The 24,903-nt window shown below is 72.5% G+C and carries 24 protein-coding genes; 10 read left to right on the plus strand and 14 right to left on the minus strand.

Annotation, left to right across the window (positions count from 1 at the left end; translation table 11 throughout):
- Positions 1-16: 16 nt before the first annotated feature.
- The 5 genes from afsQ1 to ACI2LW_RS01765 all read left to right on the plus strand — a co-directional run bounded on the left by afsQ1 (position 17) and on the right by ACI2LW_RS01765 (position 3,968).
- Positions 17-694 carry a two-component system response regulator AfsQ1 gene (afsQ1, locus tag ACI2LW_RS01745; RefSeq protein ID WP_404729122.1) on the plus strand — a complete coding sequence of 226 codons (678 nt, stop codon included), beginning with the start codon at positions 17-19 and terminating at the stop codon, positions 692-694.
- Positions 691-2,418 carry a sensor histidine kinase gene (locus ACI2LW_RS01750; protein ID WP_404729123.1) on the plus strand — a complete coding sequence of 576 codons (1,728 nt, stop codon included), beginning with the start codon at positions 691-693 and terminating at the stop codon, positions 2,416-2,418. The genes afsQ1 and ACI2LW_RS01750 overlap by 4 nt, the downstream gene beginning before the upstream one ends.
- A complete protein-coding gene (locus ACI2LW_RS01755; protein WP_404729124.1) occupies positions 2,415-3,029 on the plus strand; it encodes a hypothetical protein in 615 nt (204 codons plus the stop codon). Before ACI2LW_RS01750 ends, ACI2LW_RS01755 begins: the two co-directional genes overlap by 4 nt.
- Before the next feature lie 94 nt (positions 3,030-3,123).
- Complete coding sequence (locus ACI2LW_RS01760; RefSeq protein WP_404729125.1) at positions 3,124-3,705, plus strand: VanZ family protein; 582 nt, start codon at positions 3,124-3,126, stop codon at positions 3,703-3,705.
- A gap of 62 nt (positions 3,706-3,767) precedes the next feature.
- Positions 3,768-3,968 (plus strand): PspC domain-containing protein, encoded by a 201-nt coding sequence (locus tag ACI2LW_RS01765; RefSeq protein ID WP_404729126.1) that lies wholly within the window; start codon positions 3,768-3,770, stop codon positions 3,966-3,968.
- A gap of 218 nt (positions 3,969-4,186) precedes the next feature.
- On the opposite strand, the gene ACI2LW_RS01770 is transcribed toward ACI2LW_RS01765, so the two are convergent.
- Both ACI2LW_RS01770 and ACI2LW_RS01775 read right to left on the minus strand, forming a co-directional pair.
- Entirely contained in the window at positions 4,187-4,537 is a 351-nt protein-coding gene (locus ACI2LW_RS01770; protein WP_404729127.1) for an ATP-binding protein, read from the minus strand.
- 127 nt (positions 4,538-4,664) lie between these two features.
- Positions 4,665-5,828 (minus strand): adenosine deaminase, encoded by a 1,164-nt coding sequence (locus ACI2LW_RS01775; protein ID WP_404729128.1) that lies wholly within the window; start codon positions 5,826-5,828, stop codon positions 4,665-4,667.
- 112 nt (positions 5,829-5,940) lie between these two features.
- Between ACI2LW_RS01775 and ACI2LW_RS01780 the strand changes: the two genes are divergently transcribed.
- Positions 5,941-6,705: an alpha/beta hydrolase gene (locus ACI2LW_RS01780; protein WP_404729129.1), complete on the plus strand. Its 765-nt coding sequence runs from the start codon at positions 5,941-5,943 to the stop codon at positions 6,703-6,705.
- A gap of 76 nt (positions 6,706-6,781) precedes the next feature.
- Here ACI2LW_RS01780 and ACI2LW_RS01785 read toward each other — a convergent pair whose 3' ends face one another.
- A complete protein-coding gene (locus tag ACI2LW_RS01785) occupies positions 6,782-7,744 on the minus strand; it encodes a LysR substrate-binding domain-containing protein (protein WP_404729130.1) in 963 nt (320 codons plus the stop codon).
- Between the two features lie 252 nt (positions 7,745-7,996).
- On the opposite strand from ACI2LW_RS01785, the gene ACI2LW_RS01790 reads away from it, so the two are divergent.
- On the plus strand, positions 7,997-9,199 hold the full coding sequence (locus tag ACI2LW_RS01790; protein WP_404729495.1) for an MFS transporter: 1,203 nt from the start codon (positions 7,997-7,999) through the stop codon (positions 9,197-9,199).
- Positions 9,200-9,425: 226 nt separating this feature from the next.
- Positions 9,426-10,442, plus strand: a complete 1,017-nt coding sequence (locus ACI2LW_RS01795) for a sigma-70 family RNA polymerase sigma factor (RefSeq protein WP_404729496.1) — start codon at positions 9,426-9,428, stop codon at positions 10,440-10,442.
- Here ACI2LW_RS01795 and ACI2LW_RS01800 read toward each other — a convergent pair.
- Complete coding sequence (locus tag ACI2LW_RS01800) at positions 10,326-10,712, minus strand: STAS domain-containing protein (protein ID WP_404729497.1); 387 nt, start codon at positions 10,710-10,712, stop codon at positions 10,326-10,328. The genes ACI2LW_RS01795 and ACI2LW_RS01800 overlap by 117 nt on opposite strands.
- 129 nt (positions 10,713-10,841) lie before the next feature.
- Between ACI2LW_RS01800 and ACI2LW_RS01805 the strand changes: the two genes are divergently transcribed.
- Entirely contained in the window at positions 10,842-11,762 is a 921-nt protein-coding gene (locus ACI2LW_RS01805) for an AEC family transporter (RefSeq protein WP_404729131.1), read from the plus strand.
- A 204-nt stretch (positions 11,763-11,966) separates the two neighbouring features.
- Here ACI2LW_RS01805 and ACI2LW_RS01810 read toward each other — a convergent pair whose 3' ends face one another.
- The 6 genes from ACI2LW_RS01810 to ACI2LW_RS01835 form a co-directional block, all read right to left on the minus strand.
- Positions 11,967-13,250: a thymidine phosphorylase gene (locus ACI2LW_RS01810; RefSeq protein WP_404729132.1), complete on the minus strand. Its 1,284-nt coding sequence runs from the start codon at positions 13,248-13,250 to the stop codon at positions 11,967-11,969.
- 80 nt (positions 13,251-13,330) lie between these two features.
- Positions 13,331-13,735, minus strand: coding sequence for a cytidine deaminase (locus tag ACI2LW_RS01815; protein WP_404729133.1), 405 nt, complete (start codon positions 13,733-13,735; stop codon positions 13,331-13,333).
- On the minus strand, positions 13,732-14,994 hold the full coding sequence (locus ACI2LW_RS01820; protein WP_404729134.1) for an ABC transporter permease: 1,263 nt from the start codon (positions 14,992-14,994) through the stop codon (positions 13,732-13,734). Before ACI2LW_RS01820 ends, ACI2LW_RS01815 begins: the two co-directional genes overlap by 4 nt.
- Positions 14,991-16,118: an ABC transporter permease gene (locus ACI2LW_RS01825; RefSeq protein ID WP_404729135.1), complete on the minus strand. Its 1,128-nt coding sequence runs from the start codon at positions 16,116-16,118 to the stop codon at positions 14,991-14,993. The genes ACI2LW_RS01820 and ACI2LW_RS01825 overlap by 4 nt, the downstream gene beginning before the upstream one ends.
- Positions 16,115-17,731, minus strand: coding sequence for an ABC transporter ATP-binding protein (locus ACI2LW_RS01830; protein WP_404729136.1), 1,617 nt, complete (start codon positions 17,729-17,731; stop codon positions 16,115-16,117). Before ACI2LW_RS01830 ends, ACI2LW_RS01825 begins: the two co-directional genes overlap by 4 nt.
- A 287-nt stretch (positions 17,732-18,018) precedes the next feature.
- A complete protein-coding gene (locus tag ACI2LW_RS01835; RefSeq protein ID WP_404729137.1) occupies positions 18,019-19,074 on the minus strand; it encodes a BMP family protein in 1,056 nt (351 codons plus the stop codon).
- Between the two features lie 315 nt (positions 19,075-19,389).
- On the opposite strand from ACI2LW_RS01835, the gene ACI2LW_RS01840 reads away from it, so the two are divergent.
- Positions 19,390-19,734: a hypothetical protein gene (locus ACI2LW_RS01840; protein WP_404729138.1), complete on the plus strand. Its 345-nt coding sequence runs from the start codon at positions 19,390-19,392 to the stop codon at positions 19,732-19,734.
- An 88-nt stretch (positions 19,735-19,822) separates the two neighbouring features.
- Here the strand turns inward: ACI2LW_RS01840 and ACI2LW_RS01845 are convergent, their stop codons facing one another.
- From ACI2LW_RS01845 to ACI2LW_RS01860, 4 genes are all read right to left on the minus strand, one after another.
- Positions 19,823-20,896 carry a BMP family protein gene (locus tag ACI2LW_RS01845; protein ID WP_404729139.1) on the minus strand — a complete coding sequence of 358 codons (1,074 nt, stop codon included), beginning with the start codon at positions 20,894-20,896 and terminating at the stop codon, positions 19,823-19,825.
- A 230-nt stretch (positions 20,897-21,126) separates the two neighbouring features.
- Positions 21,127-22,395 (minus strand): amidohydrolase, encoded by a 1,269-nt coding sequence (locus tag ACI2LW_RS01850; RefSeq protein WP_404729140.1) that lies wholly within the window; start codon positions 22,393-22,395, stop codon positions 21,127-21,129.
- A 291-nt stretch (positions 22,396-22,686) separates the two neighbouring features.
- Positions 22,687-23,925, minus strand: coding sequence for a hypothetical protein (locus tag ACI2LW_RS01855; protein WP_404729141.1), 1,239 nt, complete (start codon positions 23,923-23,925; stop codon positions 22,687-22,689).
- Between the two features lie 34 nt (positions 23,926-23,959).
- A complete protein-coding gene (locus ACI2LW_RS01860) occupies positions 23,960-24,898 on the minus strand; it encodes an N-acetylneuraminate synthase family protein (protein WP_404729142.1) in 939 nt (312 codons plus the stop codon).
- Positions 24,899-24,903: the final 5 nt, after the last annotated feature.

Genomic DNA, 24,903 nt, shown 5'->3' on the forward strand with positions numbered 1-24,903 from the left:
GGCCAGAATGAGGCCCGTGCCTTCCCTGTTGCTGATCGAGGACGACGACGCCATCCGGACGGCCCTGGAGCTCTCACTGACGCGCCAGGGACACCGGGTGGCCACCGCTGCCAGCGGTGAGGACGGTCTGAAGCTGCTGCGCGAGCAGCGGCCGGACCTGATCGTGCTGGACGTGATGCTGCCCGGCATCGACGGCTTCGAGGTGTGCCGGCGCATCCGGCGCACCGACCAGCTGCCGATCATCCTGCTGACCGCGCGCAGCGACGACATCGACGTGGTGGTCGGCCTGGAGTCCGGCGCCGACGACTACGTCGTCAAGCCCGTGCAGGGCCGGGTGCTCGACGCCCGGATCCGCGCCGTGCTGCGCCGCGGGGAGCGGGAGGCGACCGACTCGGCGACCTTCGGCAGCCTGGTCATCGACCGTGCGGCGATGACAGTGACGAAGAACGGCGAGGACCTCCAGCTGACCCCGACCGAGCTGAGGCTGCTGCTCGAGCTGAGCCGGCGGCCGGGGCAGGCGCTGTCCCGGCAGCAGCTGCTGCGGCTGGTGTGGGAGCACGACTACCTCGGTGACTCGCGGCTCGTGGACGCCTGTGTGCAGCGGCTGCGCGCGAAGGTGGAGGACGTGCCGTCGTCCCCGACACTGATCCGTACCGTGCGCGGGGTCGGCTACCGCCTGGACGCGCCTCAGTGACCAAGGAGCAAGGGGGGCTCCGCGGCTGGGCCGCGGGACGCAAGGGGGCACTGTCCCGGCTGCGGTTCACGAGCCTGCGGCTGCGGCTGGTCGTGGTGTTCGCGCTGGTGGCGCTGACCGCCGCCGTGTCCGCGTCCGCGATCGCCTACTGGCTCAACCGGGAGGCGGTGCTCACCCGCACCCAGGACGCGGTGCTGCGGGACTTCCAGCAGGAGATGCAGAACCGGGCGGGCGCGCTGCCCGCGCATCCCACCCAGGACCAGCTGCAGCACACGGCCGGCCAGATGGCGGGCAGCAGCCGGCGGTTCAGCGTGCTGCTGGTCGCCCAGGACGCGAACGGCAGGCCGGTGTACGGCAACTCCGGGGGCCTGAGCGGCTTCGCCCTGGAGGACGTGCCCGAGTCGCTGCGCGTCGCGGTGAACAAGCGGCAGCCGGTGTCCTCGGCGAACAGGTCGCCGTACCACCTGTACTGGCAGCGGGTCACCGAGCACGGCACGCCGTACCTGGTGGCGGGGACCCGGGTGATCGGCGGCGGCCCGACCGGCTACATGCTCAAGTCACTGGAGCCGGAGGCCAAGGACCTCAACTCGCTGGCCTGGTCGCTGGGGATCGCCACGGCCCTCGCCCTGATCGGCGCCGCGCTGCTCGCGCAGGCCGCCGCCACCACCGTGCTGAAGCCGGTGCACCGCCTCGGCGTCGCCGCGCGGCGCCTCGGCGAGGGCAAGCTGGACACCCGGCTGCGCGTGTCCGGCACCGACGAACTGGCCGACCTGTCCCGCACGTTCAACAACGCGGCCGAGGCGCTGGAGAAGCGGGTCGCCGACATGGCCGCCCGCGACGAGGCCTCCCGCCGTTTCGTGGCCGACATGAGCCATGAGCTGCGTACGCCGCTGACCGCCATCACCGCCGTGACGGAGGTGCTGGAGGAGGAGCTGGACTCCGAGAGCGGCGGCATCGACCCGATGATCGAGCCCGCGGTCCGGCTCGTGGTCAGCGAGACCCGGCGGCTGAACGACCTGGTGGAGAACCTGATGGAGGTCACCCGCTTCGACGCGGGGACGGCCCGCCTGGTCCTGGACGACGTCGACATCGCCGACCAGATCACCGCGTGCATCGACGCCCGCGCCTGGCTGGACGCGGTGGAGCTGGACGCCGAGCGCGGTCTGCACGCCCGCCTGGACCCGCGCCGCCTGGACGTCATCCTCGCCAACCTGATCGGCAACGCGCTCAAGCACGGCGGCTCGCCGGTGCGGGTGTCGGTGCGGGAGACGGCCGGGGAGCCGCCGCAGCAGGCGGAGATCGTCATCGAGGTCCGCGACCACGGTCCGGGCATCCCGGAGGACGTCCTGCCGCACGTCTTCGACCGCTTCTACAAGGCGAGCGCCTCCCGGCCGCGCTCCGAGGGCAGCGGCCTCGGCCTGTCCATCGCCCTGAACAACGCCCACATCCACGGCGGCGACATCACCGCCGCCAACTCCCCCGACGGCGGTGCCGTGTTCACCCTGCGCCTGCCCAAGGACGCCTCGGCCCTCGCCGAGGAACGGCAGGAGAGGGGCCGGGAGCGGGACGGCAAGAAGGACAAGAAGGAGAGGAACCGCGACAGGGACAGGGACAGGGCCAAGGACGAGGGCAGGGGCAAGGACGAGGGCAGGGGCAAGGACGAGGGCAGGGGCAAGGACAAGGGCAAGGGCCGGGGCGACGACTCGGAGGGTGACGTCCGATGAACGTACGCCGGCTCCTTGTGGCCGCCCTCCCCGTACCCGCCGCGGCCCTGCTGCTCACCGGCTGCGGCATCCGCCCCACCGAGGTGCCCACGGACTTCGGCGCCGCGCCCTCGCGGGTGCCCTGCTCGGTGTCCCAGCCCGACCTGTCCTCGCCGGCCCCGCGCGGACTGCCCGTGCAGGTGTTCCTGCTGTGCGGCTCGTCGCTGGTGGCCGTCGACCGCACGGTGCGGGTGCCGGAGGGCACGGCGGACGTACGGCGCCGGGTGGTCGTGGCGCAGGGCCTGCTGGACCAGCTCGCCGCGCCGCCCTCGGCCGGTGAGAAGGCGGCCGGTTACACCACGCACGTTCCGGCCGGGCTGAAGGCCACCGGCCCGCACCCCAGGGACCCCGAGGACGCGCTCCGGCTGAGCGCCGACCCGGCCGGCCTCATCCCCTACGCCCTCGCCCAGATCGTGTGCACGCTGTCCGACTCGGCGGCGGCCGAGGGGGACGGCTCCGTGGTCCTGGGCGGACCCGGCGAGGCCCGTCCGCGCCGCTACGAGTGCACCGAGCAGGTCCGCTCCCACCCCGGCACCACCGTGCCGCCGTCCACGGAGGTGGCCGCCGGCTGACGTCCGGCCGTCGGTCGCGTGTGGCACAGGACTCATTCCGGTGCGTGTCCGGCTTCCCGGAACCGATCCCGCCGGTGACGGCGTCTAGGGGGGCGTGCAGCGTCAAGGCTCCATCGGCGGCAACGCCGCGATCCGCGTCCGCGTGACAGGGGGTGTCCTCCTCGTCGCCCATCTCGCGCTCGTCGCCTGGCTCACGCTGCGCCCCCTGGACGTCCCCTGGGTGACGCCCGCCAACTTCCGTCCGCTCGCCACCGTCCGCGCCGACCTGGCCCTCGGCGGGGCCGAGGCGGCCCGGCGCATCGGCGCGGGCCTCGCACTGCTCGCCCCGCTGGGCGTCCTGCTGCCGATGGCGCACGGCAGGCTCCGCGTCTCCGCGCCGGCGTCCCTGGTCCGTACGACGGCGGCCGGCGCCCTCGCCTCCGTGGGCATCGCCCTGCTGCAGACCGGGGTCCCCGGCCGGGTGGCCGACGTCGACACCCTCCTGCTCAACACGGTGGGCGTGGCCCTCGCGCACCTCGCCCTGGTCCCCGCGGGCCGGTTGCTCCTCCGCCGCAGGGCGGAGCGCCGGGACCGTTCGGCCGCCCGCCAGGAGGACCCGTCCCAGGGACGGACCCCGACGATTCCCAGGGTCGGCATCGCCCCGTGGAGCGACGCTTTGCCCCCTTCGTCTCCGTAACGTGGAAGTCGCTCGGGGCCGCCGACGGGGCGGCCTCGCACCGACGCTCACGAGGAGTCGAGATGACCGCCCTTGCCCGCCCGACCCACGGCCGCATGATCGGTGGAGTGTGCGCCGCGCTGGCTCGGCGCTTCGGTACCTCCGCGACGACGATGCGGGTGATCTTCCTGCTGTCCTGCCTGCTGCCGGGGCCGCAGTTCGTGGTCTACATAGCGCTGTGGATCCTGCTGCCCTCGGAGGACAAGACCCGTACGGCGTGGTGAGCGCGGTACCGCGCGGGAAGCGCGGTATGGCGCGGTGGGTGCTGTACGGCGCGGTGGCCGTACCGCGCGGTGAGCGCCCTACCGCGCGGTGGGCGCCGTACGCCGTACCGCCGCACCCACGAGGTCCTGTGCCCCTCCCCCGACACACGGACGCCGTCGGCGCGCACCCGGGACAACGGGTGGGCGCCGACGGCGTTCTCGTCGTGCGGTGGGCGTGCTCAGGCCAGCGGAAGGCCGGCCAGGCCCACGCCCTGGGTGGGCAGGCGCACCGGGAGGCCGCCGAGCAGGCCGGCGACGGGCTTGGTCGGGTCCTGCTTCAGCGCGGTCCGGGTGGCCGGCTTCGCCGCGGTGAGGCCGCTGCGGACGGCCGGCTTGGCCTGGTCGAGCGCCTGGCCGGCCGCCGGCAGCGACTTGGCGGCGCCCTGCGTCGGGAGCGCCTTGCTGACGGTGCCCAGTGCCTGCCCGGCGTCCGGGGCGGCCGGCGCCGCGTTCGCGGCACCCGCGCCGGCGGCGGCGAAGGCGGCACCGAGGGCGGCGACACCGAGGGTCTTGGCGGCAGACTGCTTCATGAAAACGCGTCCTTGAATGGAAGACGGGGAACTGAGCGGTCCACGACCGTAAACACGCCAGGACCTCCCCCGCAAACAACGAAATAAGGACGGATGGTGAAGCCCGTCCGTGTCCCGTGTCCCCCATTCAGCCCTCTGCGGCCCCGGAACCGCTGGTGGCGGCGGCCTGCGTAAACAGCCATTCGGACTTGAGGGCCGCATATCCGGGCTTGATCACGTCATTGATCATCCCCAGCCGTTCATCGAAAGGAATGAACGCGGACTTCATCGCATTGACAGTGAACCACTGCATGTCGTCGAGCGTGTAGCCGAATGCCTCGACAAGGTGCTCGAATTCGCGGCTCATGCTGGTGTGGGACATCAGCCGGTTGTCCGTGTTGACGGTGGCCCGGAAGTGCAGCCGGCGCAGCAGCCCGATGGGGTGCTCGGCGTAGGAGGAGGCGGCGCCGGTCTGGAGGTTGGAGCTGGGGCACAGCTCCAGCGGGACGCGCTTGTCGCGGACGTAGGAGGCGAGCCGCCCGAGCTCGACGCGGCCGTCCTCGTGCACGTGGATGTCGTCGATGATGCGCACCCCGTGGCCGAGCCGGTCCGCGCCGCACCACTGCAGCGCCTGCCAGATGGACGGCAGTCCGAACGCCTCGCCGGCGTGGATGGTGAAGTGGTTGTTCTCCCGTTTGAGGTACTCGAAGGCGTCCAGGTGCCGGGTGGGCGGGTAACCGGCCTCCGCGCCGGCGATGTCGAAGCCGACGACGCCCAGGTCGCGGTAGTGGTTGGCGAGTTCGGCGATCTCCAGGGCGCGGGCGGCGTGCCGCATGGCGGTGAGCAGGGCGCCGACCCGGATGCGCCGGCCGGCCGCCAGCGCGGCCCGCTCGCCCTCCCGCAGGCCCTCGTTGACGGCCTCGACGACCTCCTCCAGGCTCAGCCCGCCCTCCAGGTGCTGCTCTGGGGCGTAGCGCACCTCGGCGTAGACGACCCCGTCGGCGGCGAGGTCCTCGGCGCACTCGCGGGCGACCCGGACGAGGGCGTCGCGGGTCTGCATCACCGCCACGGTGTGCGAGAAGGTCTCCAAGTACCGTTCGAGGGAGCCGGAGTCGGCGGCCTCGCGGAACCACAGGCCGAGCTTGTCCGGGTCGGTGGCGGGGAGCCGGCCGTACCCGGCCTCCCGGGCGAGTTCGACGATCGTGGCCGGGCGCAGCCCGCCGTCGAGGTGGTCGTGCAGCAGAACCTTGGGCGCCCGGCGGATCTGGTCCGTGCTCGGGGTGTTCCCCAGGTGGGCAGTCTGGCTCGTCATCTCCGCACTCTAACTCCTACGCGCGTAGAGGGATCCTGTACACATCCGCCGATACGTAACGGTGACCGCACGGACGGGTGGCGTACACGACCGCTTCTGACACTGTTCTGTCATGGCACAGCAAGCGATGCCGGTTCGCACGGCCCGGCTGGGGAGGACGCTCGGCACGGAGCCGGCGACGGTCAGCGGAGTGGTGCTGCTGCTCCCCGGGGGCGAGGAGGTGTCCGTCCGCAGACCGTCCCCGGTGCTGGGAACGGCCTCGGTGCGGGCCCTCGGGCGCCGGCTGGCGCGCGACGGACGCGGCGAGGGCCTGGCCGCCCACGTGGTCCACTACCGCTACCGCGGCTGGAACGGCGGCGAGGCGCATCCGGCCCGCGACGCCACCTGGGCCGTGGAGGAGGCCGTACGGCGCTACGGCGACGTGCCGGTGTGCCTGGCGGGGGTCGACATGGGCGGGCGGGCGGCACTGCACGCCGGCGGGCACGAGGCCGTCAACTCCGTGGTGGCCATCGCCCCCTGGCTGCCGGGGGACGACGTGGCCGCCTCACCGGAACCGGTGAAACAGCTCGCCGGCCGGCGGGTGCTGATCGTGCACGGCACCCACGACGGCCGCAACGACCCCGAACTGTCCTTCCGGTTCGCGGCCCGGGCGAAGAAGGCCAACCGGGACGTGTGCCGGTTCGAGGTCCACGCCGACGGGCACGGTCTGCACCAGTACCGCGCCGAAGTCCTCGCGCTCGCCTCGGACTTCGTCATGGGGGCGCTGTTCGGCGCCCCGCTGTCGCGGCCGGTGCAGGACGCGCTGGCCGCGCCGCCTCCGCTCGGGCTGCGGATGCCGCTGGCGGCGGGCTTCGGGCGGACACTGCGGCGGTGGTGAGGGCGCGGGGGCGGGGGCAGGAACCCGGGACGGGGCCAGGCGCCCGGGGCGGGGCGGGATCGGCAGGGGAGGCCGCTCAGGCCGGGAGCAGCTTCCCGCGCTTGGACAGCAGGAACTTCTTGAAGGCGGCCACCGGCGGGGTGTCCGGGTGGCCCTCCAGCCAGGCCACGCCGATCTCCCGTACCGCCCGCGGGGCCGTGACCGTCAGTTCGGCCACGCCGGGGCGGGGAACGGCCGGCGGCGGGAGCAGGGCCACGCCCAGGCCCGCCGCGACCAGGCCGCGCAGCGTCTCCGCCTCCTCCCCCTCGAAGGCGACCCGCGGCTTGAAGCCCGCCTCGCGGCACAGGTCGTCGGTGATGCGGCGCAGGCCGTAGCCGGGCTCCAGGGTCACGAAGGTCTCGTCGGCGGCCTCGGCCAGCCGGACCCGGCGGCGGCCGGCCAGCCGGTGGTCGGCCGGGACCACGAGCCGCAGCTTCTGCTCGTCGAGGCGGCGCGCGGCGAGGTCCGGCGCGCTGGGCACCGGTGAGGTCAGGCAGAGGTCCAGCTCGCCCGCCCGCAGCCCCTCCAGCATGGCCTCGCCGTAGTTCTGCACGAGGCTGAAGCGGACCCGGGGGTGGTCGGCGCGGAAGGCGTGGATGAGGCCGGGCACGGTCTCGGCGCCCATGGTGTGCAGGAAGCCGAAGGCGACCTTGCCGGTGGCCGGGTCGGCGTCGGCACGCACCTCGTCGGCGGCGCGCTCGATCTCGGCGAGGGCGCGCTCGACGGAGCCGAGGAAGGTGCGGCCGGCCGGGGTGAGGGACAGCGTGCGGCCCCGGCGGGCGAACAGGTCGACGCCGAGGTCCTGCTCGAGGCGGACCATGGCCCGGGACAGGGTGGACTGCGGGACCTGCATCTCCTGCGCGGCCCGGGTCACGTGCTCGGTGCGGGCGACGCCCGCGAAGTGGGCGAGGCGGGGGGCGAGCAGCGCGGCGATGTCCCGTGTGTCTTTTGTGTCACTGGACGGTGACAGGCGCGGCTGTGACCTCTGTTGATGCTCCATGGGAACGATTATGGCGATTCCGTGCATTGGACGGATGAACGGGCCGCTCCGTAGCGTCGAGGCATGTCTCCCGCCAGTACCGGGGCGTCCACCACCCTGGGCGCCGCCTCGTCCGTCCCGTCCGCCTCGCCGGTGCCGTCCGCCTCGCCGGTGCCGTCGGTTCCTTCCGACGGAGCCGCCGCCACCGCCCAGGCCGCCGGAGCCACCGGAACCGCCCGGGCCGCCGAGGCCGCCCGGGCCGCCGACCCCCGTATGGCCCCGGGCGGGCCCGGCTACCGCCGGATGAGCCTCGCCCTCTTCCTCGCCGGCGTCGCCACCTTCGCGCTGCTGTACGCCACGCAGGCGCTGCTGCCGCTGATCTCGGGCGAGTTCGGGGTGACGGCGAGCGAGGCGAGCTGGACCGTGGCGGCGGCCACCGGCGGGCTCGCGCTGTTCGTCCTGCCGATGAGCGCCCTGTCCGAGCGCTTCGGGCGGCGCACGGTGATGACCGCCTCGCTCGCGGTGGCGGTGACCGTCGGCCTGCTGGTGCCCTTCGCGCCGTCGCTCGGCACGCTCGTCGTACTGCGGGCGCTGCAGGGCGCCGCGCTGGCCGGGGTGCCCGCCTCGGCGCAGGCGTATCTGGCCGAGGAGGTCCGGCCCCGGGCGCTGGTGACGGCGATCGGCCTGTTCGTGGCCGGGAACAGCGTGGGCGGCATGAGCGGCCGGGTCGTCACCGGCTGGGTCGCCCAGGCGTGGGGCTGGCGGCCCGCCGTCGCCGTGGTCGGGGTGATCGCCGTGCTGTGCGCCGTCTCCTTCCGGCTGCTGCTCCCGGCCCCGCGGCACTTCACCGCCGGCTCGCTGCGCCCGCGGGTGCTGGCCGGCACGGTCCGCGACCACCTCGCCGACCCGCTGCTGCGCCGCCTGTACGCGATCGGCGCGCTGTTCATGACGGTCTTCGGCGGGGTCTACACGGTGATCGGCTACCGCCTGACCGGGGCGCCCTTCTCCCTCCCCCAGGGCATCGCCGGCTCGGTCTTCCTGGTGTACCTGGTGGGCACCGTGTCGGCTTCGACGGCGGGCCGGCTGGTGGGCCGGCTGGGCCGCAGGGGCGCCCTGTACCTGGCGGCGGCCACGACGGCGGCCGGGCTGCTGCTGTCCCTGCTGGACTCGGTGGTGCCGGTACTGCTGGGCCTGGTGCTGATCACGGCGGGCTTCTTCGCCGGTCACGCGGTGGCCTCCTCGGCGGTCAGCAGGACCGCCACGCACGGCCGCGCCCAGGCCTCGGCGCTGTACCAGTCGGCGTACTACATCGGGTCCAGCGCGGGCAGCACGGCCGGCGCCGTCGCCTTCCACGCCCGGGGCTGGGCCGGAACGGTCGGGGTGGGCGTGCTGGCGGTGCTGGGCGTGGTGGCCATCACCCTGCTGGGGTCACGGGCGGCGCGCGCGGCGGCCCGGCGGGAGCCGGCGGCGGCGTGACGGCGTGCGGGCCGCGGCCCCCGTAGCGCGCCGGTCGCGACCCGTGCCGGCGCACCGGCCGCGGCCGCCGGCGTGACGCGCCGGCCGCGACCCCGGCCGGCGCACCGGCCGTGACCTGCCGGTTCTCCCGCTGAGGGGGCCGTTGTCAGTGGGCTGCGGTAGCTTCCGGAGTGCTGGGCGCGACGGCGCGCTCCGGATGTCAGGGCCGCAGGGGCGGGTGGACACGATGGGCAACGGCACGGCGACGACGACCGATCTCGACACGCAGCTGGAGAAGTACCGGGTCGAGCTGACCGGCTACTGCTACCGCATGCTCGGCTCGTCCTTCGAGGCGGAGGACGCGGTCCAGGACACCCTGGTCCGCGCCTGGCGGAGCCACGACAAGTTCGAGGGCCGCTCCAGCCTGCGGTCGTGGCTGTACCGGATCGCGACGAACGTATGCCTGGACATGCTGACGGCGGGCAACAAGCGGGCCCGGCCGATGGACCTCACCGAGCCGACGCCGCTGGCCCGGGCCGCGCTGGCGCCCCGCCCCGACCACACCTGGCTGGAGCCGATGCCCGACGGCCGGGTCCTGCCCGCCGTCGAGGACCCGGCGGAGGCGGCCGTCGCCAAGGAGTCGGTGCGGCTGGCGTTCATGGCGGCGCTGCAGCAGCTGCCGCCCAAGCAGCGGGCGGTGCTGATCCTGCGGGAGGTGCTGGCCTGGAAGGCGAGCGAGGTCGCCGAGCTGCTCGGCACCACGGTCGCCTCGGTCAACAGCGCCCTGCAGCGGGCGCGGGCCACGCTCGCCGAGCGGGAGGACCGGGGCGCCCGCGCCGATGTCTCCGACCCGCTGGACGAGGAGCAGCGCAAGCTCCTGGAGCGCTATGTGAAGGCGTTCGAGGGGTACGACATGACGGCGCTGACCGCGCTGCTGGCCGAGGACGCGGTGATGACGATGCCGCCGTTCGACCTGTGGCTGACCGGCGCCCCGGACATCACCGGCTTCATGACCACCCTGGGCGCCGCCTGCGCGGGCTCCCGCCTGGTGCCGGTCGAGGCCAACGGGCTGCCCGGCTTCGCCCAGTACAAGCCGGACCCGGAGCGGGGCGGCTTCGGCGCGTGGGCGGTGCAGGTACTGGAGACCTCAGACGGCCGGATCACCGGGTTCCACTGCTTCCTCGACACCCAGCGCTGGTTCCCGCTGTTCGGGCTGCCGCTCCGTCTCGAGGGCGAGACCGACCAGGCCGAGCAGGGCGCATAGCCCGGGACCGGGGGCGCGCAGGCGGATACGGCCCCCGGCCCGGCGGGCGGCGAGCTGGAGCCGCGCCAGCAGGTCGACGGCGCCCAGGCCCGGCGGCCCCAGCCCGGCCACGTCGCACACCACGGCACCGGCCCCGGTCGTCTCCAGCAGCCCGCGCACGTCGTCGCACAGCCCCTCCACCTCCTCCCGGGTGACGGGCCCGGTCAGCACGAGTACGGCGGGCGTCGTGGCATCCACGACCGGTAGACCCCCCTGCGGGCGACAACTCATCGCGGCGCGTGACCCGCCGGAGATCACATTGACCTGCCGCCCTCCCGCCCCGGAGGGTGAGTGCATGCCCCATGGATCAGCACCGCCCTGGATACCCGACGGCCTCCCGCCCCGCGCCGAGGAGGCCGTGTGCAAGGGGTGCTGACCGGTTTCGCGGTCATCGCCGTCGTGATCGGCGTCGGCTGGCTGATCGGGCGGCGCGGTTACCTCGGCGACCAGGGTCAGGACGTGCTGACCAGGCTGGCCTTCCATGTGGCGACCCCGGCCCTGCTGTTCACCACGCTGGCCCGGGCCGACCTGTCGGTGGTCTTCTCGGGCCGGCTGCTGGTGACGGCGGCGAGCACGGCGGCGGCGGCCGGCGTCTTCGTGGCGTTCGGCGTGGTACGGCACTGGGGCGTGGGCCGCACCACGATCGGCGCCCTGTGCTCCAGTTACGTCAACTCGGGCAACCTGGGCATCCCGATCGCCGCGTACGTCCTCGGTGACGCCTCACTGGTGGCCCCGGTGCTGCTGTTCCAGCAGATCCTGGTCACGCCCGTCGCCCTGACGATCCTGGACCTGTCCGGCGCGGGCGAGAAGGGCCCCCTGTGGCAGCGCCTGCTCACCCCGCTGCGGAACCCGGTCGCGGTGGGCGCCCTGAGCGGCGTACTGGTCTCGGCCACCGGTGTGCGGGTGCCCGGCCCGGTGCTGGAGCCGCTCACCCTGATCGCCCACATGTCCGTCCCGGCCGTCCTGCTGGCCTTCGGCATCGCCCTGCGCGGCGGCGCGGCCCCCGGCCGGGGCCGGGACCGCCACCTGGTGCTGCTGTCGGTGGCGCTGAAATCCGTGGGCCAGCCCCTCGCCGCCTGGGCGCTGGCGACGAGCGTCTTCGGACTGCGGGGCCCGCAACTGCTGGACGTGGTGGTGACCTCGGCCCTGCCCGCCGCCCAGAACCTCTTCACCTACGCCGGTCGCTACCGCGTGGGCGAGTCACTTGCCCAGGAGTCGATCCTGCTGTCGACCATCGCGTCGGTGCCGGTGCTGGTGGCGGTCGCGGCGTTGTTGGGGTGACCGCGCATCGGTCCACCGGGAACTCGCCGGTGTCGATCACGACATCGAAGGGCGCGGGAGGTCGTCCCAGCTCCGCTCGGGGCCTCGCTCACGGTGAGTGCGCTCATGGCGGTTCTCCCATCGGTGGGTCACCGATTCCAGCACGCCGAACGGGACCGGTGGCGGTCCACCGATCCCGTTCACCCGAATGGAAGAAACGCCTGTTCAGGCGATACGTTCCAGCACCACCGGGGACGCCGTGAAGTCGGTGCCCGGGGCGGCGATGTCGTAGGAGCCCTCGACCGCCTCCAGTGCGTACGCGAAGCGCTCCGGGGTGTCCGTGTGGAGGGTCAGCAGGGGCTGGCCCTGCGTCACCGTGTCGCCCGGCCTGGCGTGGAGTTCGACGCCCGCCGCCGCCTGCACCGGGTCCTCCTTGCGGGCGCGGCCCGCGCCCAGGCGCCAGGCCGCGATGCCGATGCCGTAGGCGTCGAGGCGGGTCAGCACGCCGGAGGCGGCGGCCTTGACCACGTGCTGTTCCTTCGACGTGGGCAGGGGCGCGTCCGGGTCGCCGCCCTGGGCCGCGATCATGCGGCGCCAGACGTCCATCGCCGAGCCGTCGGCCAGGGCCTTGGCGGGGTCGGCGTCCTTCAGCCCGGCCGCGTCCAGCATCTCGCGGGCCAGGGCGAGGGTCAGCTCCACCACGTCCGCCGGGCCGCCGCCCGCCAGGACCTCCACGGACTCGCGGACCTCCAGGGCGTTGCCCGCCGTCAGGCCCAGCGGGGTGGACATGTCGGTGAGCAGGGCGACCGTCCGCACGCCGTGGTCCGTGCCGAGGCCGACCATGGTGGACGCCAGCTCACGGGCGTCCTCGAGGGTCTTCATGAACGCGCCGGAGCCCACCTTGACGTCCAGGACCAGGCTGCCCGTGCCCTCCGCGATCTTCTTGGACATGATCGAGGAGGCGATCAGCGGGATCGCCTCGACCGTGCCGGTCACGTCGCGCAGCGCGTAGAGCTTCTTGTCCGCCGGGGCCAGGCCGTCGCCCGCCGCGCAGATCACCGCGCCGGTGGTGTCGAGGACGTTCAGCATCTCCTCGTTGGACAGCAGGGCCCGCCAGCCGGGGATCGACTCCAGCTTGTCCAGCGTGCCGCCGGTGTGTCCGAGGCCGCGGCCGGACAGCTGCGGGACGGCCGCGCCGCACGCCGCCACCAGCGGGGCCAGCGGCAGGGTGATCTTGTCGCCGACGCCGCCCGTCGAGTGCTTGTCCGCGGTCGGGCGGGACAGCGAGGAGAAGTCCATGCGCTCGCCGGAGGCGATCATCGCGGCGGTCCAGCGGGCGATCTCGCGCCGGTTCATGCCGTTGAGCAGGATGGCCATCGCGAGCGCGGACATCTGCTCGTCGGCGACCTCCCCGCGGGTGTACGCGTCGATGACCCAGTCGATCTGCTCGTCGCTGAGCTCGCCGCGGTCCCGCTTGGTGCGGATGACGGAGATGGCGTCCATGGCCATGGGTGTCGGGTTCCTTCCGGGTGCGAAGGGGGTGAGGCGCCGCGGCCCCCCTGATCGCTCAGGAGGGCCGCGGCGCGGTGTCACTTGGTGAGATGGTCCGGGCCGAAGGCCTGCGGCAGCATCTCGGACAGCGGCAGGATGCCCTCCGGGGTCTCCAGCAGCATCCGCGGCCCGCCGGCCTCGTACAGCAGCTGGCGGCAGCGCCCGCACGGCACCAGGATGTCGCCGTTGCCGTCCACGCAGGTGAAGTGGGTCAGCCGCCCGCCGCCGGTGTTGTGCAGCTGGGAGACGAGGCCGCACTCGGCGCACAGACCGATCCCGTAGGAGGCGTTCTCGACGTTGCAGCCGGTGACGATCCGGCCGTCGTCGACCAGGGCGGCGACGCCCACCGGGTAGTGCGAGTAGGGCACGTAGGCGCGGGTCATCGCCGCGCGCGCCTCCTCGCGCAGTGCCGCCCAGTCGGCCTCCGGCCCGTCCGCCGTCACTTGCCCTGCCCCTTCCGGTACGGCAGGCCGTCCGCCTTCGGCATCCGCAGATGCTGCGCCGACAGCGACAGCACCAGCAGGGTGACGATGTACGGGGTGGCCGTCACGAGCTGGCGGGGGACCTCGTTGGTGGAGGTGTACCAGACGAACATCGCGGCCGCGATCACGGCGGTGACCAGCGCGGGAACGTACTTCTTGCGCCAGGCCAGGTAGGCCGCCCCGAACACCAGCAGGATCGCCAGCAGCAGGATGAGCGCGTGGACGTTCACCGTGCCGCCGCGCAGGTTCAGGCTGTCGGTGTAGCCGAACAGGCCCGCGCCGAGGGCGAGGCCGCCCGGCATCCAGTTGCCGAAGATCATCGCGGCGAGGCCGATGTAGCCGCGGCCGGCGGTCTGGCCGTCGAGGTAGACGTTGGAGGCCACGATCGACAGGAACGCGCCGCCCAGGCCGGCGAAGCCGCCGGAGATGATCACGGCGATGTACTTGTACTTGTAGACGTTGACGCCGAGCGACTCCGCCGCGACCGGGTTCTCGCCGCAGGAGCGCAGGCGCAGCCCGAAGGCGGTGCGCCACAGCACCCACCAGGTCACCGGCACGAGCGCGACCGCGACGACGGTGAGCGGCGACAGGTCGGTGATCAGGCCGCCGAGCAGGCCGGCGAGGTCGGAGAGCAGGAACCAGTGCTTGCCGTTGAGCGTCTCCAGCCAGTCCGACAGGCCGGGCACGGAGAAGCTGCCCAGCGAGTCGATCGGCGGGGACTGCTTGGAGGAGCCCTGGGGCGCGTTCTCGAAGGTGAACTTGGACAGGTAACGGGTGGTGCCCAGGGCCAGGATGTTGATCGCCACACCGGACACGATGTGGTTGACGTTGAAGGTCACCGTGGCGATGGCGTGCAGCACCGCGCCGAGCGCGCCGCCGACGACGCCGAACAGGACGCCGGCCCACGGGCCCCACTGGTAGCCGGCCCAGGCGCCGAACCAGGTGCCGAGGATCATCATGCCCTCGAGGCCGATGTTGACGACGCCGGAGCGCTCGGACCACAGGCCGCCCAGGCCGGCCAGGCCGATCGGGACGGCCAGGCGCAGCGCGGTGGACATCTGCCCGGTGGAGGTGATGCCGTCGGCGCCGGTGATCAGGCGGACGGCCGAGGTCAGCACCAGCACGCCCGCGATGATCAGCAGGAGCACCGGGAGGGAGACGCGGCGGCCGCCCCTGCCGGGCTTGGCGGCCTGCGGCTTGGCGATGGTCGCGGTGGTCATCGGGCCGCCGCCTCCTTCGTCTGGTCGTTGTTCTTGACGGCCGCGGCGAGTTCCGCGCCGACCAGCTTCTGCTGCCGGCGCAGGCCCCACTGCCGTACGGCCTCGTAGGAGATGACGACGGCGAAGACGATCAGGCCCTGCATGATCGTCGCGATCTCCTTCTCGTACGCCACCGGGGTGGCGTAGTCGAGGGCGGGCGAGGCCTTGTCCAGGAAGGCCCAGAGCAGGGCCGCCAGGGCGATGCCGCCGGGGTTGTTGCGGCCCAGCAGGGCGATGCCGATGGCGGTGAAGCCGAGGCCCGCGGGGAAGCTGAGGCTGTAGGTGTGCGAGTCGCCGAGCAGCAGCGGCAGGCCGGCCAGGCCGGAGACCCCGCCGGAGATCAGCATGGCGGTGAGGACCATGCGCTTGGAGTCGACGCCGGAGGCCGCGGCGGCGGTCTCCGAGGCGCCCGAGGCGCGCAGGTCGAAGCCGAAGCGGGTGCGGTTGAGGACGACCCAGTACAGGACGCCGAGCAGGACGGCGAGGAAGACCAGGCCGTAGATCTCGCCGACGTCCGGGCCGAGGTCGATGCCGGGGATCCAGCCCGACTTGTGCATGATGCCGGTCGTCATGTTGTTGCCGACCTGCACGCCCCACACGTCGGACAGGGTGACGTAGCCGATGACGCTGGTGGCGATGGCGTTGAGCATGATCGTGGCGACGACCTCGCTCACGCCCCGGGTGACCTTCAGCACGCCCGCGATGCCGGCCCAGAAGGCGCCGGTGCACACGGCGACCAGCAGCAGCATCGGGATCTGCAGGAAGGCCGGCAGGGCGACGTTGGCGCCGACCACGGCGGTCATCACGGCGGCGAGCCGGTACTGGCCGTCGACGCCGATGTTGAACAGGTTCATGCGGAAGCCGAGGGCCACCGCGAGCGCGGCGATGTAGTACAGCGACGCCTGGTTGATGATCAGGACCTGGGTGTCGGAGTACGCCGCCTGCTGGAGCATCAGCGAGTACGGTTCGATCGGGCTCTTGCCCGAGGCGATCAGCACGACCGAGGTCAGCAGGATCGCCGCGACGAGCGCGATGACCGGGCCGGCCACCGCGAGGAGCAGTCGCTCCTTGTCGAACTTCTTCATCGGGCCTCGTCCTCCGGACCGGCGTTGTCGTTGCCCTCTTCGGCGGTCTCTGTGTGTTCCAGGCGTCCGGTGGCGGCGCCCGTCATGGCGGAGCCCAGTTCCTCCGGGGTGATGGTGGCCGGGTCGGCCTCGGCGACCAGGCGGCCGTTGTAGATCACCCGCAGGGTGTCGGACAGGCCGATCAGCTCGTCCAGGTCGGCGGAGATCAGCAGGACGGCCAGGCCCTCGCGGCGGGCGTCGCGGATGTGGTCCCAGATCGCGGCCTGCGCGCCGACGTCCACACCGCGGGTGGGGTGGGCGGCGATCAGGAACTTCGGGCTGTGGCTCATCTCGCGGCCGACGATCAGCTTCTGCTGGTTGCCGCCGGACAGGGAGGCGGCGGTGACGTCGATGCCCGGGGTGCGCACGTCGTAGTCGCGGACGATCCGGCGGGTGTCCCGCTGGGCGCCCTTGATGTCGAGCCAGAAACCCTTGGCGTTGGGGCGCTCGGTGACGTGCCCGAGGATGCGGTTCTCCCACAGCGGCGCCTCGAGGAGCAGGCCGTGGCGGTGGCGGTCCTCGGGGATGTAGCCGATGCCCGCCTCGCGGCGGCGGCGGGTGGACCAGGAGGTGATGTCCTCGCCGAGGAAGACGATGGAGCCGGAGTCGGCGTTCTTCAGGCCGATCAGGGCGTCGATCAGCTCCGTCTGGCCGTTGCCCTCGACACCGGCGATGCCCATGACCTCACCGGCGTGGATGGTGAAGGCGACGTCGTCGAGGATGCGCTTGGTCTCGCCGCGCTGGACCTCGTCCATCAGCAGCCCGGCCGAGGACTCGCCGAGCGTCACGGCGCCGGAGGAGTAGACGGTCAGGCCCTTGACCTCGATCACCGGCTTGTCGGTGACGGTCGACTCGGCGGTCTCCGGCGTCGGCAGCTCGCTGCCCACCATCATCTCGGCGAGCTGGCGCGGGGTGGTCCGCGCGGGGACGGCCGTGCCGACGGTCGTGCCCCGGCGGATGACGGTGATGTCGTCGGCGACCGACAGCACCTCGCCCAGCTTGTGGGAGATGAAGATGACCGACAGGCCCTCGGACTTCAGCTCGCGCAGGTTGTGGAAGAGCGCGTCGACCTCCTGCGGGACCAGTACGGCGGTCGGCTCGTCGAGGATCAGGATGCGGGCGCCGCGGTAGAGGACCTTGAGGATCTCCACGCGCTGGCGGTCGGCCACGCCGAGTTCCTCGACCAGGGCGTCGGGGCGGACGCCGAGGCCGTAGCGCTCGGAGATCTCCTTGATCTTCCGGCGGGCGCCGCCGCCGATGCCGTACAGCTTCTCGCTGCCGAGGACGACGTTCTCGAGCACGGTCAGGTTGTCCGCCAGCATGAAGTGCTGGTGGACCATGCCGATGCCGCGGGCGATGGCGTCCGCGGGGCTGCCGAAGGAGACCTGCTCGCCGTCGACCTCGATGGTGCCCTCGTCCGGCTTCTGCATGCCGTAGAGGATCTTCATCAGGGTCGACTTGCCGGCGCCGTTCTCGCCGACGAGGGCGTGCACGGTGCCCTTGCGGACCGTGAGGTGGATGTCCCGGTTGGCCACCACTCCGGGGAATCGCTTGGTGATGCCCGCGAGCTCCACCGCGACTGTCGACTGAGCGGTGAGCGGAGGGCTGCTGGACGCGTCGATGGCGCACTCTCCTCAGGAAAGGGGCCGCTCTACGCGCGTAGCGCCCCTGCTTTAAATAGTGCCCGGACCTGATCGATCTTGAATTGCCTGCGATCCGTTCCGAGCATTGTGCCGCGCGAACGGGGTGCGGTCGTCACCCTCCCGCACCCCGTTCCACAGCCGCAACACTGCCGTGGCAGCGCTTTCGCGACCAGGCCCCGGACGGCCTTCCGGCCGGTCCGAGGGGCCCTGCCGTCAGGTCAGGAGGTCTTGACCTTGATGGTGCCGTTCTTGATGCCTTCCTCGGCCTTCTTCAGCGCGGCCTGGAGGTCGGCGTTGTTCTTGAAGACCGGGTTGGAGTCGGCGAGGCTCACGCCGCCGTTCGACAGCGAGCCGCGGATCTCGCCCGACAGCGGCTTGCCGTCCTTGATGACCGACTTGGCCAGGTCGTACACCGCGCCCGAGACGTTCTTCAGGGCGGAGGTCAGGATGGAGTCCTTGTACTTGGCCAGCGAGGACTGCGCGTACTGGTCGGAGTCGACGCCGATCGCCCACACCTTGTGCTCGGCCGCCGACTGGATGACGCCCTGACCCGACAGGCCCGCCGCGTGGTACACGACGTCCGCGCCCGCCTCGATCTGGCCGTTGGCCGCGTCCTTGCCCTTGTCGGGGCTGGAGAAGCCGCCCTCCTGCGCGGTCTGCGTCAGGTACTGCGACTCGATCTTGATCTTCGGGTTCACCGACCGGGCGCCCTGGACGAAGCCCGCCTGGAACTTGTGGATCAGCGGGATGTCCACACCGCCGATGAAGCCGATGTGGTTCTTCTTGGTGGTCTTCGCGGCGGCGACACCGGCGAGGTAGGAGGACTCCTCCTCGTGGAACACCAGGTCGGCGACGTTCTTGGCCTTGATCTGGTTGTCGTCGATGATGCCGAAGGTGGTCTTCGGGAACTTGGCGGCGACCTCCTTGACGGCCGGCGCGTAGACGAAGCCGACGCCGATGACCGGGTTGTAGCCCGCCTTGGCGAGCGTCTCCAGGCGCTGGACCTTGTCGGCGTCCGTCTCGCCGTCCTGCGGCTCGACGTCCCGGCCGCCGGCGCCGAAGTCCTTCTCGGCCTTCTGGAAGCCGGCGAAGGCGGCGTCGTTGAACGACTGGTCGCCCTTGCCGCCGATGTCGTACGCGAGGCCTATGCCCTTGGACTTGCCGCCGCCCTTCGCGGCCGAGCTGGAGCTGGACGAGCTGCCACAGGCGGAAACAGTGACGGCGAGAGCTGCGGTTGCAACGCCTGCAACCGCGATACGGGACACCCGGCGCATGGAACGAGACTCCTTTGTGCAAGCGCCCAAACCAGGCGCTGGTTCCGCCGCAGCGTAACGCGCGTAGACCTCGTGCAGAACCCTCCCTTACCAGGATGTTATGCGACCGTTTCGAACCACTCCGCGCCCCTCGCGGCCGCGCACCCGGGCGCACGGGCAGCCCCTCCGGGGGCGCGAGTTACCAGAGTGACTCGCCGGTAAAGATCGTTCCCGAGTTCGATCTTTTTGCGCCACCCGCGTGCGAATCTCCTTGACCGAGGACAGCACCGCAGGTCGGACCAGCCTGCGGGCCTCGTTCCGATCCAGGGGAGGATCATGAAACTCGCCAGATTCGCGGCCGCGACCGCCGTCGTCGGCGTCGCCCTGTCGGCCACCGTGAGCGGTCTCGCGACGCCGGCCATGGCCGCTTCGACCTGCTCGACCTGGAAGTCCAAGGACGGCACGACCGGCTACGGCAAGTGCACGGGGGGCAACACCCGGTTCAGCGTCCACCGGGTCAAGGTCGTGTGCGTCAGCCCGCACGGCACCAAGTGGAACGTCAACGGCAAGTGGGTCAGCACCCGCAAGGGTGAGACCTCCAAGGCCGTCTGTTCCACCGACGGCGGCTACTCGGGCACCGGTGTGCTCTCGATGAAGATCGAGACCGACGAGCCGATCTGATCCGGGCGACGGCCGCGCCCGCGCGGCCCGGACAGCAAGGAGGGCGCCTCCCGACGGGGGGCGCCCTCCGCGCACGTCGAGGACCGCGTCACTGGGTGTTGACGGTGACCTTGCCGCTGATGATGTCCTGCTTGGCCTTGTCCACCGCGGCGACGGCGTCCTTCATCGCCTGGTACTTCGGGTTGGAGTCGGCGAAGCCCACGCCGCCCGACTTCAGGTCGCCGCGCACCTCGCCGCTGAGCGGCTTGCCCTCGACCACGGACTTGGTCAGGTCGTACACCGCGCCGCCGACGTTCTTCAGCGCCGAGCCGAGGATGTAGTCCTTGTACTTGGCCAGCGAGGACTGCGCGTACTGGTCGGAGTCGACGCCGATCGCCCACACCTTGTGCTCGGCCGCCGACTGGATGACGCCCTGACCGGACAGTCCGGCGGCGTGGTAGATGACGTCCGCGCCCGCCTCGATCTGGCCGTTGGCGGCGTCCTTGCCCTTGTCGGGGCTGGAGAAGCCGCCCTCCTGCGCGGTCTGCGTCAGGTACTGCGACTCGATCTTGATCTTCGGGTTCACCGACCGGGCGCCCTGGACGAAGCCCGCCTGGAACTTGTGGATCAGCGGGATGTCCACACCGCCGATGAAACCGATGTGGTTCTTCTTGGTGGCCTTGGCCGCCGCGACGCCGGCGAGGTAGGACGACTGCTCCTCGTGGAACACCAGGTCGGCGACGTTCTTCGCCTGCACGGTGTTGTCGTCGATGATGCCGAAGGTGGTCTTCGGGAACTTCGCCGCGACCTCCTTCACCGCCGGGCCGTAGACGAAGCCGACGCCGATGACCGGGTTGTAGCCGGACTTGGCGAGCTGCTCCAGCCGCTGGACCTTGTCGGCGTTGGACTCGTTGTCGTTCGGCTCGACGTCCCGGCCGCCGATCTTGAACTCCTTCTCGGCCTTCTGGAAGCCGGCGAAGGCGGCGTCGTTGAACGACTGGTCGCCCTTGCCGCCGATGTCGTACGCGAGGCCTATGCCCTTGCCCGAGTACGTGCCGGACTCCGAGGAGCCGCCGCCGGCCGACTCGCTGCTGGACTTGCCGCAGCCGGCGGCCGCGAGCGCGATGACCGCGGCGGTCGCCGCGGCTTGGGAGAACCTGGTCCTCCGGGAATTCAGACGCACAGCAAGCACCCCTTCTTGCCCCACGGCACCGTCGCCGGCCCGCTTCCCACGCCGCTTCCGGCGGCGATTTTCGGCGCACAGTAACGCGCGTAGAAGTACCGGGGAACGGTGTTTTCGCGGGCCGTTACCGAACCGTGCCGACAACGCCCCGGGCGCGCCCGCCGCCGGTTACGGACGGGTGACGGAACCGGACGAAGGGGTACCGGCCGGGCACCCCTTCCCAGCATGCCTCAGTGCCCGGGGTGCAGCAGCGCCGCCGCGGTGAACAGCTCCACGCCCACCCTGATCGCCGACTCGTCGGCGTCGAAGTCGCCCTGGTGCAGGTCGCGCACGGTCCGCTCGCCGGGGGTGCGCACGCCGAGACGGGCCATGGCGCCGGGCACGTGCTCCAGGTACCAGGAGAAGTCCTCGCCGCCGAGGCTCTGCTCGGTGCCCTCCACGGAGTCGGCGCCGCGCCGGGCCACCATGGCCTCCCGCAGCAGTTCGGTCACCACCGGCTCGTTGACCACCGGCGGCACGCCACGGACGTAGTTGATCTCCGACTTGGCCTTGTGCAGGTTGGCCACCTCGTCGATCGCGGCGACCACAATGTCCGGCGCCTGCCGCCAGGCGTGGATGTCGAGGCAGCGCACGGTACCGGCGATCTCGGCGTGCTGCGGGATGACGTTGGGGGCGTGGCCGGACTCGATCCGGCCCCAGGTCACGGCGAGTCCCGCGCGGGTGTCGACGCGCCGGCCGACCAGGGCGGGCACGTCGGTGACCACGCGGGCGACGGCGGTGACGAGGTCGGTGGTCAGGTGCGGGCGGGCGGTGTGCCCGCCGGGACCGTCCAGCGAGACCTCGAGCCGGTCGCAGGCGGAGGTGATGGGGCCCTGCCGCAGCCCGATCCGGCCGGCGTCGACCCGGGGGTCGCAGTGCACGGCGATGATCCGGCCCACCCCGTTGAGGACCCCGCTCTTGATCGCCTCGGCGGCGCCGCCGGGCAGCACCTCCTCGGCGGGCTGGAAGACCAGCCGCACCGGGCGGGGCAGCAGGCCCTGTCTGTCCAGCTCGGCGAGGACCAGCCCGGCGCCGAGCACGACGGTGGTGTGCACGTCGTGTCCGCAGGCGTGCGCGCGGTCGGGCACGGTGGAGCGGTACGGGCTCTCGCTCTTGGTGTCGGGGATGGGCAGCGCGTCGATGTCCGCGCGCAGGGCGAGGATGCCGCCCGCCGGCCGCGCCGGGCCGCCGTCCTCGGGGCCGGTCCCGTCCAGCGCGTCCGCGGAGCGCATGCCGATGTCGCAGACGAGCCCCGTCCCCGAGGGCAGGACCCTCGGCTCCAGGCCGGCCTTCTCCAGCCGCGCCTTGATCGCGGCGGTGGTGCGGAACTCCTGGTTGCCGAGCTCCGGGTGCATGTGGAGGTCGCGACGGAACACGACGAGCTCGGCGAACAGCGCCTCCGGCAAAGTGCCGGGCAGGACGGTTTCCGCGGGGGTATCGGCCTCGGACTCTGGGGACATCAGTTGCTTCACCCTCTGAAGGGTAGGACGCCGGGGCGGTCAACTGTCCCTCGATCAACAAAACTTCAGCCCGTCAGGGGAAGAAAAGGCGGCCGCTCGACGCATGGGTACCGGTGGGGATGGGTAGACTCCGCCGCTCATCCGGCCGAGTCGAGCACGGCGCCCCGGGAAAGTGATCCCGGCCACACCGTTCGCGCGCCCATCCCACTTGTTGTCACCTCCACGCATACCACGGCCGACGGGGACCACGCCCGAGATGTTCGTCTGTCGGACGCGGTCCGTCCCCCCGGGTCAGCCGGACGGGGCCGTACGGGCGAGGCCCAGCCGGTCGGCGTACCGGGCCGTGCCCGTGACGCCGGACAGAAAACCCTGGGCCCGGGGCGAGGCCTGCGCGGTGAGCCAGTCCGGGTCGATGTCGCAGACGGCGACGCGGACCCCGGTGCCGGCCAGGGCCGGCGGCAGGGTGTGGACGACGGTGGAGGGGAAGCTGAGGAGCGTACGGCCGACCGGGCCCCGCCGGGCGACCAGTTCCAGCGGGAGGTCGGGCCGCACGATCTCCAGCCCGGTGCGCGCGGCCAGCCGGCGCAGCTTGTCCGGGCTCTCGCGGCGGTGCGCGAAGTAGCGGCGGGCGCCGTGCGCCGCGGCCAGGGCGTGGACGGCCTCCAGATAGGGCGCGTCCTCGACCACGCCCGTCTCCACGAGGGAGGTGCCCACCAGGTCCGCGCCGGCGAGCACGCGGGGCGGGCCGAAGCGGGCGCGGGTCCAGCCGAAGCCGTTCGCGGTGACGGCCACGCCGGCCGGGGCCTCGGCGATCGGCATGGCGGAGAAGACCTCCACCCGGCGCCGGGTGCCGCGCGGGGCGAGTCGGCGGCGGGCCGCGGCGGACACCGGGGCGAGGACGAGGTCGCGCGCGGCGGGCCGGCCGCCCTTGCGGTGCCAGCGCACCAGCCGCTCGCCGCGGGCCAGCTGGGCGACGAACTCCATGGTCGCCGTGCCGTCGTCCACGACCACGAGGTCGCGCGCCGTGGTGATGGTCAGCAGCAGCTGGACGTAGCGGGAGAACGGGTCCCCCATGACGAGGCGGCCGGCCCGGCGCAGCAGCGGGGCCAGCCCGCCGATGGTCCGGAACGGCGCCGCCGCCCCGCCCCTGGCCTCCTCCCAGCGCACCTGGTACCCCTCGTCCCGCGCCAGCTCGGCCATCCGCCGCAGCTGCCCCCGGGTCATGGGGTCGGTCGGCGACAGCACGACGACGGTGAGCCACGAGCGGGCTTCGGGCGGGGGTGCGGGTGCCGGTGTCGGCGGAGGTGTGGGCGGGGGTGCGGGCGCCTGGGCCGGCGCCGCAGGGACGGGCGCGGGCACGGTCGCGGGCGGCCCGGCGGGCGGGGGTGCGGGCGGCCCGGCGGGCGCGGGGGGCCCGGTGGGCGGGGACGGCCGGCCGTGGGCGTGGGCGTGGGCCCATTCCAGTACGTTCAGCAGCTGTACCGGGCTCTCGACGAAGGCCAGGGTGTGCGCGGCGGCGTGGGGGCTCATCGGTTCCGACCGTCCCGTCGTGCGGGGCCCGGTCTCACACCGCGACCGGCTCGCCGGCCGCCGCGGCGATCTCCGCCTCGGCGACGGCGCCGGCCACACGGCGCAGTTTCTTCATGGGGCCGAGCTCGGAGCCGTAGACCCGCTTCACCCCGTCGCCCAGCGACGCCTCGATCGTGCGGATGTCGCGGACCAGCCGGGTCAGGCCCTGCGGCTCCACGGAGGCCGCCTGGTCGGAGCCCCACATCGCGCGGTCCAGGGTGATGTGGCGCTCGACGAAGACCGCGCCGAGGGCGACGGCGGCCAGCGTGGTCTGCAGGCCGGTCTCGTGGCCGGAGTAGCCGATCGGGACGTTCGGGTACTCGTTCTGCAGAGTGTTGATGACGCGGAGGTTGAGCTCCTCGGCCTTCGCGGGGTAGGTCGACGTGGCGTGGCAGAGCAGGATGTTCTCGCTGCCCAGGACCTCCACCGCGTGCCGGATCTGCTGGGGGGTGGACATGCCGGTGGAGAGGATGACCGTGCGGCCGGTCGAGCGCAGGGCGCGCAGCAGTTCGTCGTCGGTCAGACAGGCGCTGGCCACCTTGTGGGCGGGCACGTCGAACTTCTCCAGGAAGGCGACGGCCTCGGTGTCCCACGGGGAGGCGAACCAGCCGATCCCCCTCTGCTCGCAGTACGCGTCGATCCGCCGGTACTCGTCCTCGCCGAACTCCACCCGGTGGCGGTAGTCGATGTAGGTCATCCGGCCCCAGGGGGTGTCGCGCTCGATGTCCCACTGGTCGCGCGGGGTGCAGATCTCCGGGGTGCGCTTCTGGAACTTGACCGCGTCGCAGCCGGCCTCGGCGGCCACGTCGATCAGCCTGAAGGCGTTCTCCAGGTCACCGTTGTGGTTGATGCCGATCTCGCCGGTGACGTAGACGGGGCGGCCGGGGCCGGCCTCGCGCGAACCGAGGGTGCGGATGCGGGGGTTGGTGCTCATGACGG

Source organism: Streptomyces sp. NPDC004065, from assembly GCF_044903565.1.
Classification (GTDB): domain Bacteria; phylum Actinomycetota; class Actinomycetes; order Streptomycetales; family Streptomycetaceae; genus Streptomyces.

Coding starts and splice junctions, on each gene's coding strand:
- ACI2LW_RS01835 (WP_404729137.1), bottom strand. CDS start 19,074: ATGCGCCGGGTGTCCCGTATCGCGGTTGCAGGCGTTGCAACCGCAGCT.
- ACI2LW_RS01850 (WP_404729140.1), bottom strand. CDS start 22,395: ATGTCCCCAGAGTCCGAGGCCGATACCCCCGCGGAAACCGTCCTGCCC.
- ACI2LW_RS01810 (WP_404729132.1), bottom strand. CDS start 13,250: ATGGCCATGGACGCCATCTCCGTCATCCGCACCAAGCGGGACCGCGGC.
- ACI2LW_RS01800 (WP_404729497.1), bottom strand. CDS start 10,712: ATGAGTTGTCGCCCGCAGGGGGGTCTACCGGTCGTGGATGCCACGACG.
- ACI2LW_RS01765 (WP_404729126.1), top strand. CDS start 3,768: ATGACCGCCCTTGCCCGCCCGACCCACGGCCGCATGATCGGTGGAGTG.
- ACI2LW_RS01840 (WP_404729138.1), top strand. CDS start 19,390: ATGAAACTCGCCAGATTCGCGGCCGCGACCGCCGTCGTCGGCGTCGCC.
- ACI2LW_RS01770 (WP_404729127.1), bottom strand. CDS start 4,537: ATGAAGCAGTCTGCCGCCAAGACCCTCGGTGTCGCCGCCCTCGGTGCC.
- ACI2LW_RS01780 (WP_404729129.1), top strand. CDS start 5,941: ATGGCACAGCAAGCGATGCCGGTTCGCACGGCCCGGCTGGGGAGGACG.
- ACI2LW_RS01775 (WP_404729128.1), bottom strand. CDS start 5,828: ATGACGAGCCAGACTGCCCACCTGGGGAACACCCCGAGCACGGACCAG.
- ACI2LW_RS01790 (WP_404729495.1), top strand. CDS start 7,997: ATGGCCCCGGGCGGGCCCGGCTACCGCCGGATGAGCCTCGCCCTCTTC.
- ACI2LW_RS01855 (WP_404729141.1), bottom strand. CDS start 23,925: ATGAGCCCCCACGCCGCCGCGCACACCCTGGCCTTCGTCGAGAGCCCG.
- ACI2LW_RS01820 (WP_404729134.1), bottom strand. CDS start 14,994: ATGACCACCGCGACCATCGCCAAGCCGCAGGCCGCCAAGCCCGGCAGG.
- ACI2LW_RS01825 (WP_404729135.1), bottom strand. CDS start 16,118: ATGAAGAAGTTCGACAAGGAGCGACTGCTCCTCGCGGTGGCCGGCCCG.
- ACI2LW_RS01795 (WP_404729496.1), top strand. CDS start 9,426: ATGGGCAACGGCACGGCGACGACGACCGATCTCGACACGCAGCTGGAG.
- ACI2LW_RS01785 (WP_404729130.1), bottom strand. CDS start 7,744: ATGGAGCATCAACAGAGGTCACAGCCGCGCCTGTCACCGTCCAGTGAC.
- ACI2LW_RS01755 (WP_404729124.1), top strand. CDS start 2,415: ATGAACGTACGCCGGCTCCTTGTGGCCGCCCTCCCCGTACCCGCCGCG.
- ACI2LW_RS01860 (WP_404729142.1), bottom strand. CDS start 24,898: ATGAGCACCAACCCCCGCATCCGCACCCTCGGTTCGCGCGAGGCCGGC.